12 protein-coding genes are annotated in these 14,978 nt (G+C 37.8%); all 12 read left to right on the top strand.

What is annotated here, in order from left to right:
• The first annotated feature begins 95 nt into the window (after positions 1-95).
• The 12 genes from WC623_RS03190 (at position 96) to WC623_RS03135 (ending at position 14,968) form a co-directional block, all read left to right on the top strand.
• On the top strand, positions 96-1,394 hold the full coding sequence (locus tag WC623_RS03190) for a c-type cytochrome (protein WP_372848067.1): 1,299 nt from the start codon (positions 96-98) through the stop codon (positions 1,392-1,394).
• A 45-nt stretch (positions 1,395-1,439) separates the two neighbouring features.
• Entirely contained in the window at positions 1,440-4,517 is a 3,078-nt protein-coding gene (locus tag WC623_RS03185; RefSeq protein ID WP_372848066.1) for a TAT-variant-translocated molybdopterin oxidoreductase, read from the top strand.
• A gap of 32 nt (positions 4,518-4,549) precedes the next feature.
• Positions 4,550-6,022, top strand: a complete 1,473-nt coding sequence (nrfD, locus tag WC623_RS03180) for an NrfD/PsrC family molybdoenzyme membrane anchor subunit (protein ID WP_372848065.1) — start codon at positions 4,550-4,552, stop codon at positions 6,020-6,022.
• A gap of 2 nt (positions 6,023-6,024) precedes the next feature.
• Complete coding sequence (locus WC623_RS03175) at positions 6,025-6,561, top strand: DUF3341 domain-containing protein (protein WP_372848064.1); 537 nt, start codon at positions 6,025-6,027, stop codon at positions 6,559-6,561.
• A complete protein-coding gene (locus WC623_RS03170; protein WP_372848063.1) occupies positions 6,554-7,153 on the top strand; it encodes a cytochrome c in 600 nt (199 codons plus the stop codon). Before WC623_RS03175 ends, WC623_RS03170 begins: the two co-directional genes overlap by 8 nt.
• 13 nt (positions 7,154-7,166) lie before the next feature.
• A complete protein-coding gene (locus WC623_RS03165; RefSeq protein WP_372848062.1) occupies positions 7,167-8,381 on the top strand; it encodes a quinol:cytochrome C oxidoreductase in 1,215 nt (404 codons plus the stop codon).
• A 69-nt stretch (positions 8,382-8,450) separates the two neighbouring features.
• Positions 8,451-9,680: a cytochrome c oxidase subunit II gene (locus tag WC623_RS03160; protein WP_372848061.1), complete on the top strand. Its 1,230-nt coding sequence runs from the start codon at positions 8,451-8,453 to the stop codon at positions 9,678-9,680.
• A gap of 20 nt (positions 9,681-9,700) precedes the next feature.
• A complete protein-coding gene (locus WC623_RS03155) occupies positions 9,701-11,590 on the top strand; it encodes a cbb3-type cytochrome c oxidase subunit I (protein WP_372848060.1) in 1,890 nt (629 codons plus the stop codon).
• 84 nt (positions 11,591-11,674) lie between these two features.
• Positions 11,675-12,739: a heme A synthase gene (locus tag WC623_RS03150; RefSeq protein ID WP_372848059.1), complete on the top strand. Its 1,065-nt coding sequence runs from the start codon at positions 11,675-11,677 to the stop codon at positions 12,737-12,739.
• A 12-nt stretch (positions 12,740-12,751) separates the two neighbouring features.
• On the top strand, positions 12,752-13,630 hold the full coding sequence (gene cyoE, locus WC623_RS03145; protein WP_372848058.1) for a heme o synthase: 879 nt from the start codon (positions 12,752-12,754) through the stop codon (positions 13,628-13,630).
• 8 nt (positions 13,631-13,638) lie between these two features.
• The gene (locus WC623_RS03140; protein WP_372848057.1) at positions 13,639-14,229 is read left to right on the top strand and encodes a heme-copper oxidase subunit III; all 591 of its coding nucleotides are present in this window, start codon (positions 13,639-13,641) and stop codon (positions 14,227-14,229) included.
• 31 nt (positions 14,230-14,260) lie between these two features.
• Positions 14,261-14,968, top strand: coding sequence for a cytochrome c oxidase subunit 3 (locus tag WC623_RS03135; RefSeq protein WP_372848056.1), 708 nt, complete (start codon positions 14,261-14,263; stop codon positions 14,966-14,968).
• Positions 14,969-14,978 lie beyond the last annotated feature (10 nt).

Below are 14,978 nucleotides of genomic sequence, written 5' to 3'. Positions count from 1 at the left end.
AAATTTTACTTTTGTGGACGTTTTGGTGAAGACCCTAAGTTTAAACATCATAAACGGTTATAAAGTTTTTTAAAAAATAGCATAAAATACTCATTATGAGGGATATCTCATTGATCATTAGAAGAGTTTGGAAGTCGGCATTCATGTTTACGGCTCTATCTGTTTTAATCGTTTCTGCAACGAAAGCACAAGATGTAGTAGAGGGAAGAAAATTATTTAAAGATAAATGTGCTTCTTGTCACCAACTGGATCGTAATAGTACTGGTCCGGCATTAACTCCAAAGTTGAAAGAATTGGATGAAGCATTTGCAATCCAATGGATCAGAAACTGGAAAGTTTTAGTTGATGCTGGTAATCCTGTAGCAATTGAAGCAGCAAAGTTCTCTCCGGCGGAGATGACTGCGTTTCCAACTTTAACTGACGATCAGATTAAAAACATCATCGCTTATGCACAAGCTGGTGAGCCTAAGCCGGCAGTTGACCCAAATGCTCCAGTAGCTGGATCAGGTTCTACTGGTTTTTCTAGCTGGTCTATCGCAGGTATTGCATTGATTATAGTAATCTCTATAGCAGTACTGATTGTTTTAGGTCGCGCTGTGAAAATGCTGGAGCGTTTGATCTTAAAGAAACAGGGTGTTGAAATTGTGGAGGAAGAAAATCTTTCTTTCGCAGCTGGCACACGTAAATTATTTAAAAACAAGAAGTTTGTATTCTTCTTTATCCTGTGCTTAATTATAAGCTTAGGTTCATTCGGATGGATGGGAATGTGGAATACTGGTGTACATACAGGATATCAGCCGGTACAACCAATTAAATTCTCTCACGAATTGCACGCTGGTGTTAATCAGATTGATTGTCAATATTGTCACGCCGGTGCATTTAAATCTAAAAATGCTACTATACCTTCAGTTAACGTTTGTATGAACTGTCACAAGTCAGTACAGGCGACTGAAAAATATAACGGTGAGATCTCTCCTGAAATTCAGAAGATCTATACTGCTATAGGTTACGATCCAAATACGCTTACTTACGATAAATCGAAAGAAAAGCCTGTTGAGTGGGTACGTGTACACAACTTGCCTGACTTTGCTTACTTTAATCACTCACAACACGTTGTGGTTGGTGAAGAAGCGATCAGAAAAGAGAGAGGTTTAAAACCTAATGAGCCTGTGTGTTTCGCATGTCATGGTCCGGTTGATACGATGGAAGAAATTTATCAGTATTCTCCGTTAACGATGAAATGGTGTGTTAACTGCCATAAAGATGCTGAGATTTCAGGTAAAGACAACGCTTTCTATGCTAAAGTGATTGAAGCCCATGAGAAAATCAAAAAAGGCGAGAAAATTACTCCTGCATTGCTAGGTGGTTTAGAGTGTGGCAAGTGTCACTATTAATAGAGTTTAATAACAAAGAACGTTCGATAACAGTAATATAGCTAAATGGAAAGCAATAAAAAATACTGGAAAGGCTTAGAAGAGTATAACAACACTCCGGATTTTGTTCAAAACAACAAAAACGAATTTGCTGAGCCCCTTCCAATAGAAGATGTTTTAAATGAAGCAGGGTTAAGTACCGTGACTCCTCGCCGCGACTTTTTAAAGGCATTGGGCTTTGGATTAGGTGCGGTGACACTAGCGGCATGTCAGACTGCCCCGGTTCATAAGGCAATTCCTTATGTAATTAAACCTGAAGAGGTTGTGCCGGGTATTCCTAACTATTATGTGTCAAGCTTTAAAGGTCAACCGGTTTTAGTTAAAACCAGAGAAGGAAGACCAATCAAGATTGATGCAAATACAAATGCAGGTGTATTTAACCGTGGTACTGATGCTCAGGCACAGGCTTCAGTTTTAGACTTGTATGATGTATCTAAACTTAGATCTCCATTGGTAAAGGGTGCTGATGCAACCTGGACTAAGGTAGATGAGTTTGTTAAAGGTGAGTTGAACAAAGCTCAGGCTTCTGGAAAGAAAATCCGTATTGTTTCATCATCAGTGAACAGTCCGTCAACTAAAGCAGTTATTGCTGATTTCGCTGTAGCTTATCCTAATACTAAACACGTTCAGTATGACGCGGTTTCTTATACAGGAATTATTAAAGCAAATGAGAATAGCTTTGGTAAAGCAGTGGTTCCTAAATACAAATTTGATCAGGCAGACCTGATTGTAAGTTTTGGAGCTGACTTTTTAGGTACCTGGATTAGCGGTGAAGAATTTACTGCTCAGTATGTATCTAACAGAGATCAAAAATCGTTGAAAAAAGGCAAAATGTCTCGTCACTTCCAATTTGAGGCGGGCATGAGCTTAACAGGTACAAATGCAGATACACGTGTTCCGATTAAGTTATCGGAAGAAGGTCCTGCTTTAATTGCCTTATATAATGCCATCACAGGTTCTAATTTAGAAGGTGCTGCATTGCCTAACAACACAACTGCTGATAAGGCATTGAAGTTGGTAGGTAAAGAACTTTTACAAAATAAAGGTAAAGCACTTGTAGTTTCAGGATCAAATGATGTTTCTACACAGATCCTTGTAAATGCCATCAACTCCGCTATCGGTAGTTATGGTACTACAATTGATTTAGATAATCCTTGTAAGCTTTATGCAGGAAATGATGCAGAATTTGCTGAATTCATTAATGAGATGAACAGAGGTGAAGTTGCTGCTGTTTTATTCCTGGATAGCAATCCTGCATACGATGTAGCAAACGTGAAAGCGTTTACTGATGCTTTAGCAAAAGTTGCATTGAAAGTGTCTTTCTCTGACCGTAAGGATGAGACGGCTACTTTATGTGATGTAGTTGCAATGAACCATAACTATCTGGAATCATGGGGTGATGCAAGTTCATACGAAGGTGTTTACTCTATTGTTCAACCAACAATCAACCCTGTGTTTAACTCACGTCAGGCAGAGGAAAGTTTATTGATCTGGTCTGATAATGTAGTTAAAGAATACTATCAGTATGTGCGTAACAACTGGGAGAAAAGCATTTTACCCACTGTAGGATCTACCTGGAAAGATGTTTTACAAAAAGGTGTATTTGCTAGTGCTGAAAAAGCTGCTGGTACTTATACTTTTAGTCTTTCATTGGCTGCAGTTGTTCCTGCAATCATTGCTAATAGTAAGTCTCTGGCTAAAGACATTGAGTTACAAGTTTACTCAAGTGTACCGATGCGTGATGGTAAACATGCTAACAACGCATTCTTACAAGAACTTCCTGATCCTGTTTCTAAAGTAACCTGGGATAACTATGTTGCTATAGCTCCTAAGTATGCTGAGAAATTAGGATTTAAAGAATTTGATATTGTTTCAGTAAAAGCTGATAACGGTTACAGCATTGACTTACCTGTATTAATTCAGCCTGGTCAGGCACCTGGTACTGTTTCGATAGCATTAGGTTATGGTCGTACCAATGCAGGTAAAGCAGGAGACAATGTTGGTAAAAATGCTTATCCATTTGTAAGCTTTAGCAATGGTACTCTAAAGTATGCTACTACAGTTAAATTAGCAGCAACAGGCGGAAGAGAAGAGCTTGCTCAAACACAAACACACTACTCTTTTGAAGGAAGAAATGTAATCCGTGAGGCTACATTTGCTGAATACAAAAAGAATCCAGCTGCTGGTTCAGGTAATGACCACGCTAAGCATAAAACTTACGATTTATGGGATAAATATGAGACACCAGGTAACAACTGGGTAATGGCAATCGATTTGAATGCTTGTACTGGTTGTGGTTCTTGTATTGTTGCTTGTAACGTTGAGAATAACATTCCTGTTGTAGGTAAGGATGAAGTACGTAAGCGCAGAGAAATGCACTGGTTACGTATTGACCGTTATTACAGTTTCAATCAGGATGCTTCTGCTGCCACTGAACATGCAGGTCATGGACATGGTAATGGCATTAGCTCTGTAACTAAAGAGAAAGAGATTGCTCACCTTAAAGAAGAGCAAATGAACAATGTATCGGTTGTACACCAGCCAATGCTTTGTCAGCACTGTGATCATGCTCCTTGTGAGACTGTTTGTCCGGTATTGGCAACTGTTCACTCGTCTGATGGTTTAAACCACATGGCTTATAACCGTTGCGTAGGTACACGTTATTGTGCAAACAACTGTCCATATAAAGTACGTCGTTTCAACTGGTTTAACTACTGGAATGATTCACGTTTTGATAACTATTTGAACAATGAATTTACTCAGTTGGTACTTAACCCTGATGTAACAACACGTTCAAGAGGTGTTATGGAGAAATGTTCGATGTGTATCCAACGTATCCAGGGAGGTAAATTGCAGGCGAAAATTGAAAAACGTCCGTTGAAAGATGGCGATATCAAAATGGCTTGTCAACAAGCTTGTTCTGCGAATGCAATCATCTTTGGTGATTCCAATGATCCAGAATCGGAAGTTTCAAAAGCATTACGTAGTGAGCGTACTTACTATGTACTTGAAGAGATCAACGTACAACCGGGTATTGGTTATATGACGAAAATTAGAAATACAGATACAACAGTACAAGCGTAAGCGGATAGCTGATATTAAAAGAAATATAAATTATGTCAGGACATAACGAATCAATATTAAGAGAACCACTAATCACCGGTAATGATATCACGTATGCTAAGATTACGGATGATATTTTAATGCCGGTTGAAAATAAGCCGAATAAGGCTTGGTGGATAGGATTTATCGTAGCATTGTGTGGAGCTTTACTTTGGGTGGTAGCTGTTAGTTACACCTTCTGGTTTGGTATCGGTGCTTGGGGATTAAATAAAACAGTAGGATGGGCTTGGGACATCACCGGTTTCGTATGGTGGGTTGGTATTGGTCACGCAGGAACATTGATTTCTGCAGTACTATTACTCTTCCGTCAGAACTGGCGTAACTCCATCAACCGTTCTGCAGAGGCGATGACGATTTTCGCTGTTATTTGTGCGGCGACGTACGTAGTATCTCACATGGGTAGACCTTGGTTAGCTTACTGGGTACTTCCATTACCAAATCAGTTCGGATCATTATGGGTTAACTTTAACTCACCATTAGTATGGGATATGTTTGCGATCTCTACTTACTTCTCGGTATCACTTTTATTCTGGTATACAGGTCTGTTACCTGATATCGCGACTATCCGTGACCGTGCAACAGGTACAAAACGCAGAATTTATTCTATCTTATCATTCGGATGGACAGGAAATGTGAAAACATGGCAGCGTTTTGAGGCTGTATGTTTAATCTTAGCTGGTATTTCTACACCACTAGTACTTTCTGTACACACAATTGTATCCATGGACTTTGCTACCTCGGTTATTCCGGGATGGCACACAACAATCTTCCCTCCTTATTTCGTGGCTGGGGCGATCTTCTCAGGATTTGCGATGGTGTTAACCTTATTATTGGTTGCGCGTAAAGTATTAGGTCTTGAGAACTACATCACTATGTTCCACATTGAGTCGATGAATAAGATCATCATCTTAACAGGATCGATCGTGGGTGTGGCTTATTTAACTGAGTTTTTCATTGCATGGTATTCAGGTTCTGAATATGAGCAATATGCATTTATCAACCGTTCAACTGGTCCTTACTGGTGGGCATACTGGATGATGATGACTTGTAACGTAATCTCACCGCAGTTGTTGTGGTTCAAAAAGATTCGTACCAGCATCGCTGCTACCTGGATTTTATCTATTGTAGTAAACATCGGTATGTGGTTTGAGCGTTTTGTAATTATTGTAACTTCATTACACCGCGATTATGTTCCTTCAAGTTGGGCAATGTTCTATCCATCATGGGTTGACGTGAGTGTGTTTGTTGGTTCAATTGGTTTGTTCTTTACTTTGTTCTTATTGTTCTTAAGGGTATTGCCTTCAATTGCAATTGCAGAGGTTAAATTGTTGCTGAAGAGCGCAAGTGAGCAAGAGAAAATGAGACAGATAAAAGAAGGTCATCTTGATCCGACCCACGTATCAGAATATGTAGAGTCGTTAGAGAAATTTGATAGTGTTAAACAAGAAGATTACGCAAAAATATAACAATGAATAATATCAAATATATTTTAGGCAGTTTTGGTGATCCTGATGAAATGATGCATGGCATCGATAAATTGCAGGAAAACAACATTAAAATACATGATGTTTATACGCCAATGCCTATTCACGGCATAGAAGCCAAACTAGGAGTTAAGCGTTCAAGATTGGATATTGCAGCTTTCTTTTTTGGAATAACTGGAACATGTACCATGCTTTCATTTGTATATTTCGCGACAGTTGTAGACTGGCCAATTAATATCGGTGGTAAGCCTCACTTTCCTTTAGCGGATTTTATTCCAATTACTTTTGAGCTAACTATTTTATTTTGTGCTTTTGGCCTGGTTGGTTCTTATTATGCATCGACTCACTTATTTCCGGGAAGAGCACCTAGAGTAATGGACTTAAGAGCAACTGACGATAGGTTTGTTATTGCAATTGATGCAAAAGAAAATACAGAGCACAGTAAGATTGATGAATTATTAAAGGAAGCTGGTGCTTTGGAAGTAAAGCATAATGAAAGGAAATATGTTAGCTATGAATAAGAGTAAAATAGTTGTAGCCTCATTTTGTATTCTTGCTGGAACTGTTATATTTTCAGCATGCAAGGATAAAAGAAGCACAGGTTTAGAATACGCAAGGAACATGTATGATCCGCTTGCTCCTAACCCGGACCAACCGCTTTCTACTACAAATGAAGATTTGAAGAGTTTTAAAGGACAAACTGCTCAGACACCTCCAGCACATACTGTACCGGTAGGGTTTGATAAGTATGATCTTCCAAATACTAAAGAAGGTTATGAGGCATCAAGTGCGTTAGTTAACCCACTTGCATTAACAGAAGCGAACCTGGAGTCAGGAAAACATTATTTCACTGTATTTTGTGCTCCATGTCATGGAGAAAAAGGTGATGGTCAAGGTCACCTGGTAAAAATCGAAAAGGTTAGTGGAATTCCTTCATATCATGGCGATGCAGCTTCTTCTCGTGGTGGTCTGATGAAAGACTTAACAGGGGGAAAAATTTATCATACAATTATGTATGGTCTAAATAATATGGGATCACATGCCTCTCAACTATCTCCAGAAGAAAGATGGAAAGTAGTGATGTATGTTCAACAATTACAACAAATACAATAGAAAAGAATAATAGATGGGAACTCACAATTATAATTTAACTGAGCAGTTTGAGTTTACAGGCAAAGCTAAAACTTTAAGTATAATCGCTATTGTAATCGGTTTAGCGGCTATAGGTTATGGTTTTTCAGCTAAGGCGCTTCATGAGCGTACTTTTGCTAATCTTTTGCTGATGGCTTATTACTTTGCTTGTGTTTGTATGTCAGGAGCATTCTTCCTGGCTGTTCAATTCGTTGCACAGGCTGGTTGGTCTGCGTCAATTTTAAGGGTACCTGAGGCTATGGCTAAAGTGTTACCTATAGCGGTAATCATTTTGCTTATAGTAATGGGAGCAGGTTTGTATACTCACAATTTGTATCACCACTGGCATGCTGATGGATTAACTGATCCAAACAGCCCTAACTATGATAAATTAATCGATGGTAAATCTGCCTTCTTGAACGTACCGTTCTTTATGGGCCGCCAGATTGTATTTTTAGCAATCTATAGCTTCTTTGCTATGTATTTAGCTAAGTTGTCTAATAATGAAGATTTAGAAGGTGGTTTAAACTCTTATAGAAAGAGCTTTAAATACTCTTGTATCTTCCTTGTAATTTACGGATTTACTACTCCAATCTTTGCATTCGATACAGTGATGTCATTAGAAGCACACTGGTTCTCAACTATGTTTGGTTGGTATAACTTCGCAGCAATGTGGGTATGTAGTTTGGCAATTATTGCCATCATGTTGATCCTGTTAAGAAAAGCAGGTTACATGAGCTGGGTAAATAATAGTCACTTACACAACTTGGGTCAGTTTATCTTCGGATTTTCTATATTCTGGACTTATGTATGGTTCGCACAGTTCCTTTTGATTTACTATGCAAATATGCCGGAAGAGACAGTTTACTTCTACAAAAGATTTGAACACTATGAGTTCTGGTTTTACCTGAACCTTGTATTGAACTTTTTAGCTCCGGTATTACTGTTAATGGACAGGGATAACAAGAGACAGGAGAACATATTATTGACGGTATCCATCGTTGTTTTATGTGGACACTGGGTTGATTATTACCAGATGATTATGCCAGGTACAGTTGAAGAACACCATGCTTTTGGTTTCATCGAGATTGGTACTGCAGTAGGTTTTGTAGGATTGTTTACTTTTACAGTATTAACTGCTCTAAGTAAAAAACCTTTGATTCCTAAGAATCATCCATTTTTACAAGAAAGTTTAAATCACCATTTGTAGTCCGGTGATTTTTATAGAGAATAAAAAATAATAATATAATAGAAGTACAGCGTTACTACTTTTAAGGAAATGAGTTTAAGAAAATTTATAAGTAACAAATCAATAGCGGCACTAGCAGTAATCTTATCTGCATTTGCAAGCACCAGCGTATTTGCACAAGCTGCAGCCGCTGAGGCCGCTACAAAGCCCGTAGATATGGGGCCGGTTTATAAAACGGCAATATTTTATACCCTGGCATTTTTACTGCTATGCTTGTTCATAGCAATAATTGGAAAAGCATTAAAGGTATATGAATTGACCCGTGAGGCTCAGGACAAACCTAAAGGTATTAACTGGAATACGGTTAACGCTGTGCTTTTTGCATTGTTCCTTATCGTAGGTTTATATGGGGTATATTGGGAATATACAGTTCATGGTAAAATGATCTTACCTGAGGCAGCATCAGAGCATGGTAAGAAAATTGATCAGATGTTCAACGTGACGTTGATCATGACTACTATCGTGTTTATTTTAACGCATATTATTTTATTTGTTTTTACTTATATATATAGATATAATAAGAAAAGAAAAGCATACTACTATCCTCATAACAATACTATTGAGCGTATCTGGACAATTGTACCAGCATTGGCTTTAACAGTATTGGTATTAATGGGATTCCTTACCTGGAGATCAATTTTCTTTAAAATCGAGGATCCTAATAATAAGCCTATCAATATTGAAGTGATTTCTTCACAGTTTGCATGGTCTATTCGTTATGCTGGAGCAGATGGCGTTGTAGGTAATAAAAACTTTAAATTAATTACTGCTACAAATGGAATTGGTATCGATTTCAAAGATAAAAACGCTTTTGATGACCAATCGGCAGATGAAATGGTAATTCCAATTGGTAAACCAGTGCGTTTAATATTAGGTAGTAAAGATGTAATTCATAGTTTTTACATGCCGCACTTTAGAGTACAATTGAATACTGTACCTGGTATGACTTCCTACTTTGAGTTTACTCCAACGATCACAACAGAGGAGATGAAAGCTAAAACCAATGATCCAACATTTAAATATTTATTTTTATGTAACAAGATCTGTGGAGACGGTCACTATAAAATGCAAAAAGAAGTTAAAGTTGTTTCTATGGAAGAGTATGAGGCTTGGTTAAAAGAGCAGCCAACTTATTTAACTGATGATTTGAGAAAAGAATTTAACATACCTGTTAGTTCTGCAGCTGTTACTGTACCTGCAGATTCTGCAGCAAAGGATACTTCAGCGGTTAAAACAAAACAATTAGCTTTAAATAATTAATAATACTGGAATAGCACATTATGTCAACTATATCATTACACGATACACATAACCACGATAACCATGATGATCATGGGCATCACAAAGAGACCTTCTTAACGAAGTATGTCTTTAGTCAGGATCACAAGATGATCGCCAAGCAATTCCTGATAACAGGTATTATTATGGCTGTTATTGCAATGGGCTTGTCAATCTTGTTTCGTTTACAACTTGCATGGCCAGATAAGGAATTCCCTATTTTGGAGACTTTCTTAGGAAAGTGGGCTGAAGGCGGACGTATAAAGCCAGACTTTTATCTTGCACTTGTAACTATACATGGTACCATTATGGTATTCTTTGTATTAACAGCTGGATTGAGTGGTACATTTAGTAATTTATTAATTCCACTTCAGATTGGTGCAAGGGATATGGCTTCGCCATTCCTGAACATGCTTTCTTACTGGTTTTTCTTTGCTGCTTGTGTAATCATGATGGGTTCATTCTTTATACAGACAGGACCTGCAAGTGCTGGCTGGACGGTTTATCCTCCTTTATCAGCTTTACCAACAGCGATTTCCGGATCTGGTTTAGGTATGACTTTGTGGTTAATCAGTATGATCCTTTTTGTTGCTTCCTCGTTAATGGGCGGTATCAACTATGTGAGTACAATATTAAACATGCGTACTAAAGGTATGGATCTTTGGAAAATGCCATTGACAATCTGGGCATTCTTCTTAACTGCAGTTTTAGGTATTTTGTCTTTCCCTGTATTGGTAGCTGGTGTTGTATTGTTAATCTTCGATAGAAGTTTCGGTACAAGTTTCTATCTTTCAGATATCGTGATGGGTACGCAGATTCTTCCTAACGAAGGTGGGTCTCCAATTTTATGGCAACACTTATTCTGGTTCCTTGGACACCCTGAGGTGTACATTGTAATTATGCCAGCGATGGGATTGTCTTCAGAGATCATGTCTGTGAACTCTAGAAAACCTATTTTCGGTTACCATGCGATGATTTATTCATTGATTGGTATTACTGTTCTTTCATTTATCGTTTGGGGTCACCATATGTTTGTAACGGGTATGAACCCATTACTGGGTGGTGTGTTTATGATTACCACGTTGATTATTGCTGTTCCTTCAGCGGTTAAAACCTTTAACTGGTTGGCTACTTTATGGAGAGGAAATATCCGATTTACACCAGCTATGTTGTTTGCTATCGGAATGGTTTCTTTCTTTATCTCAGGTGGTTTAACTGGTATCTGGTTAGGTAACGCATCATTGGATATTACCTTGCATGATACATACTTCGTAATTGCTCACTTCCACCTTGTAATGGGATCGGCAGCTATTTTTGGTATGCTTGCGGGTGTTTATCATTATTTCCCTAAAATGTTTGGAAGATTGATGAGTAATAAATTAGGTTATCTACACTTCTGGATTACCTTTATTTGTGCTTATTTGGTATTCTTCCCATTACACTTTTTAGGTCTTGATGGTGTGCCACGTCGTTACTACGCATTTACTGAGTTTGAGTTTATGCAGAAATGGGTTACTGTAAATATCTTGGTTACATGGGCTGCGATTATCGCAGGATTAGCTCAAGTTGCTTTCTTATTCAACTTCTTCTATTCTATCTTTAAAGGTAAGGTTTCATCGCAAAATCCTTGGGAGGCTAATACTTTAGAGTGGACTACACCAGTAGAACGTATACATGGTAACTGGCCAGGAGAAATTCCTACGGTATACCGTTGGCCATACGATTATAGCAAGCCAGGAGCAGAGCAGGATTTCATCCCTCAGACAGTTCCTTTCTCGCAAACAATGAGTTCTAACATGCCTCATGATTTTGAAGGTAATGTTGAGTCTGAACGTATACAAAAGGAATGGGAATCTAAAAACCCTCCTGCTGATGCGTCAAAATTAGACTAATATATAGTATCTAATACAATGAGGTATCTGCAGTAAGTGAATACTTACCACAGATACCTCATTTTTTTTAATCTATCACATACCATGGTTCTTAAATCTGAAAATAGATTTATCAAGCTAAACCTTATTACAATAGTTGTAACCTTACTTGTCATATTAGCAGGTGGAGTTGTACGTAGTACGGGTTCAGGTATGGGCTGTCCAGATTGGCCTAAGTGTTTTGGGCAATACATACCACCGACACATGCTTCTCAGCTTCCTGCTGATTATAAAGAAAAATATGTTGCGGAACGTGTTGCAAAAAATGAACGCTTTGCTAAAACCCTGGAAAAAATGGGTAAAGGACATTTGGCAGATAGCATCAGACATGATGAATCTATACTTCAACCTGAAACATTTAATGTAGCAAAAACCTGGACTGAATATATAAACAGGTTAATGGGAGCAATTACGGGGTTTTTCTTACTAGCTTTAGCCGTTTCTGCATTTAGATATAAGAAAAGAGCGATAAGAATTCCTGTTCTTAGTATTTTAAACGTTATTACAGTTGGCTTTCAAGCGTGGTTAGGCTCTATAGTTGTTTCGACAAATTTAATGCCTTGGATCGTTACGGTACACATGCTTTTGGCATTGGTCATATTAGGTATTTTGGTATATACCTATAATTATGCAAAACAACTTGATCAACAACCTACTGTTGTAATGGGACAGTTGGTATGGCTTAAGGTATTAATCTTTGGATCGATTGTTTTGAGTACTATACAAATCGTAATAGGTACTGAAGTTCGTGAAGCTATTGATTCGATTTCAAAACAGATGATGTATAGCGGACGGAATACATGGGTTTCGAAAGTAGGAGATATGTTTTCTTATCATCGCGATCTGGCACTTTTGGTACTGGTTATAAATATCATAATTTATAAAATTGTGAAAGATAGATTTAACGGAAAGACTGTAGCATTAAGCATTGGTAATAGTATTGGAATAGTTTTAATTATTCAGATTGCAACAGGCTTAATATTGTCTAACTTTGCGCTTCCACCTTATGCACAGGCTATGCATATTTTGTTTTCAACTGTTTTATTTAGTCTACAATACTATCTGTATTTGTTGGTTTACAGATCAAGTACTTACAACCAACAGAATTAATTTATAAAAAAATTGAAAAGGTTTTTCTCAGATTTCTCTAAGCTCATAAAATTCAGGTTAACGTTCCTGGTAGTGTTCTCTGCGTCAGTTACTTTTTTGATTGGCTCACAGGTGCCTATAGAAGGGGTTATTCCTGGAATTAATTGGACTAACTGGATAATTCTGATTATAGGTGGTTTTTTAGTAACGTCTGCTGCAAATTGCTTTAATGAAGTGATTGAAGTGGATCTCGATAAATTGATGACGAGGACTAAAGATCGTCCCATGCCAGCTGGGCATATGACCACTGGTCAGGGTTTAGTTTCTGGACTGGTTATGGGGTTGTTAGGTACCTATTTATTAGGAAGATTAAATATTGAAACAGGTTTATTATCGGTATTCTCTATTTTTCTTTATGCCTTTGCTTATACGCCAATGAAGCGTAAGTCTCCAATTGCTGTATTTGTAGGTGCAATTCCTGGGGCTTTGCCTCCATTGATTGGATATGTGGCTGCTCATGGTAAAATTGATCAGATAGCCGTTATTTTGTTTTTGATTCAATTTGTTTGGCAGTTTCCTCATTTTTGGTCTATTGCCTGGGTATTGGATGATGATTATAAAAAGGCTGGATTTAGACTTCTGCCTACTACTAAACGTGATAAGGTAAGTGCTTTCATCACATTTTTAAGTACTTTAATATTGATTCCTGTTAGTTTACTACCGACTTTCTATGGCTTCGGTGGTTATTACATCGCAGGGGTTTCATTGTTGGCAGGATTAATTTTTGCCTGGCTAGGATTTAAGTTGTTGGTGAAGATGGATTTGGACAGTGCCAGAAAGGTGATGTTTTGCTCATTTTTTTACCTGCCATTGGTCCAGTTAGTTTTGTTATTTGATTTTATAGCTAAATAATTTTTTAAATGGTACACACATTAAAAGAAGAGGGTTTAAAGATGGATGTGGCTTTTAATGCTAAGCCCCGAAAGTTTGTGGTTTGGTTATTTGTAGTTTCATCAACAATTATGTTTGGTGGCTTTACAAGTTATTATATCGTGTTTGCCGCATCCAAGGGCAAAGGGCATGGTATTGTATTGCCTGATGTATTTATATACAGTACTGCAATTTTATTGCTGAGTAGCTTATGTTTATTCATGGCGAAAAAGGCATTGAAGAACGCAAACATTGGCCAGCAGAAAATGCTGCTTTGGGGTACATTGTTGCTAGGTACCACTTTCTGTTATCTGCAGGTTGATGCCTGGGGAACATTATTTAATACTGGTGCTGCATTTGTGAACAACAATGCTGCTATTTCTATGATTTATGTAGTTTCAGGAATGCACCTTTTACATATCTTCCTTGGTTTAGGCTTTATATTAAGTAGCTTATTTGGGGCTTATAAAGGGATTTCGTTAGAGAGGAACACATTCCGGATGGATATTGCCTCTATATTTTGGCATTTTATAGATATATTGTGGATATATCTTTATGTTTTTTTACTTTTGAACAGTTAGAATTTTTAACAAACTATTACTATTTACAAAAATGAGTTCATTATCACAATTAGATCAGGTAAAAACCACTCCCTGGAGTGGTGGCCGCTCGCCGTGGTCGGTAGAGTACGGCAAAATAATGATGTGGTTTTTTCTGGTTTCTGATGCATTCACATTCTCTTCATTGTTGGTTTATTATGGTGCGCAGCGCTTTAGTAAATTTACCTGGCCAGATCCGGATCTGGTTTTTCAATCGGTTCCAGGTTTAGCTGAAGGCGGCTACCCACTCGTATTTGTGGGAATTATGACGTTCATCCTGATCATGAGCTCGGTAACTATGGTACTGGCTGTCGAGGCTGGTCATAGAAGATCTAAGAAAGAAGTAACCTGGTGGATGGTAGCTACTATTATCGGTGGTTTTATGTTTCTTGGTTGTCAGGCAGCAGAATGGACGCACTTGTTCCATGAAGGATTTAGCTGGGGTAAAATACCTCCAATGGAGACTTTAAAACATTTATTTACTGGTGAGGTATCAGAGGTATCTGCATTGCAATTTTCTAACTTGTTCTTCACAATTACAGGATTCCACGGTTTCCACGTATTTACGGGCGTAGTTATTAATATCATCCTTCTGTGTATGGTTGTTAATGGAACTTTTGAAAAACGCGGTCATTACTTAATGGTAGAAAAGGTAGGCTTATACTGGCACTTTGTGGATTTAGTATGGGTATTCGTATTCACCTTCTTCTACTTGGTTTAATTATATAAGG

The sequence above is a fragment of the Pedobacter sp. genome, assembly GCF_041645105.1.
Lineage (GTDB): Bacteria > Bacteroidota > Bacteroidia > Sphingobacteriales > Sphingobacteriaceae > Pedobacter.
Note: the sequence above shows the minus strand (reverse complement) of the source record. Positions and strands in the feature narration are given on the sequence as shown.

What these genes read in the sequence shown, in the direction of transcription:
- WC623_RS03185 (WP_372848066.1), top strand. Translation starts at nt 1,440, where the DNA reads ATGGAAAGCAATAAAAAATACTGGAAAGGCTTAGAAGAGTATAACAAC.
- WC623_RS03135 (WP_372848056.1), top strand. Translation starts at nt 14,261, where the DNA reads ATGAGTTCATTATCACAATTAGATCAGGTAAAAACCACTCCCTGGAGT.
- WC623_RS03190 (WP_372848067.1), top strand. Translation starts at nt 96, where the DNA reads ATGAGGGATATCTCATTGATCATTAGAAGAGTTTGGAAGTCGGCATTC.
- WC623_RS03175 (WP_372848064.1), top strand. Translation starts at nt 6,025, where the DNA reads ATGAATAATATCAAATATATTTTAGGCAGTTTTGGTGATCCTGATGAA.
- WC623_RS03160 (WP_372848061.1), top strand. Translation starts at nt 8,451, where the DNA reads ATGAGTTTAAGAAAATTTATAAGTAACAAATCAATAGCGGCACTAGCA.
- WC623_RS03155 (WP_372848060.1), top strand. Translation starts at nt 9,701, where the DNA reads ATGTCAACTATATCATTACACGATACACATAACCACGATAACCATGAT.
- WC623_RS03150 (WP_372848059.1), top strand. Translation starts at nt 11,675, where the DNA reads ATGGTTCTTAAATCTGAAAATAGATTTATCAAGCTAAACCTTATTACA.
- WC623_RS03170 (WP_372848063.1), top strand. Translation starts at nt 6,554, where the DNA reads ATGAATAAGAGTAAAATAGTTGTAGCCTCATTTTGTATTCTTGCTGGA.
- nrfD (WP_372848065.1), top strand. Translation starts at nt 4,550, where the DNA reads ATGTCAGGACATAACGAATCAATATTAAGAGAACCACTAATCACCGGT.
- WC623_RS03140 (WP_372848057.1), top strand. Translation starts at nt 13,639, where the DNA reads ATGGTACACACATTAAAAGAAGAGGGTTTAAAGATGGATGTGGCTTTT.
- WC623_RS03165 (WP_372848062.1), top strand. Translation starts at nt 7,167, where the DNA reads ATGGGAACTCACAATTATAATTTAACTGAGCAGTTTGAGTTTACAGGC.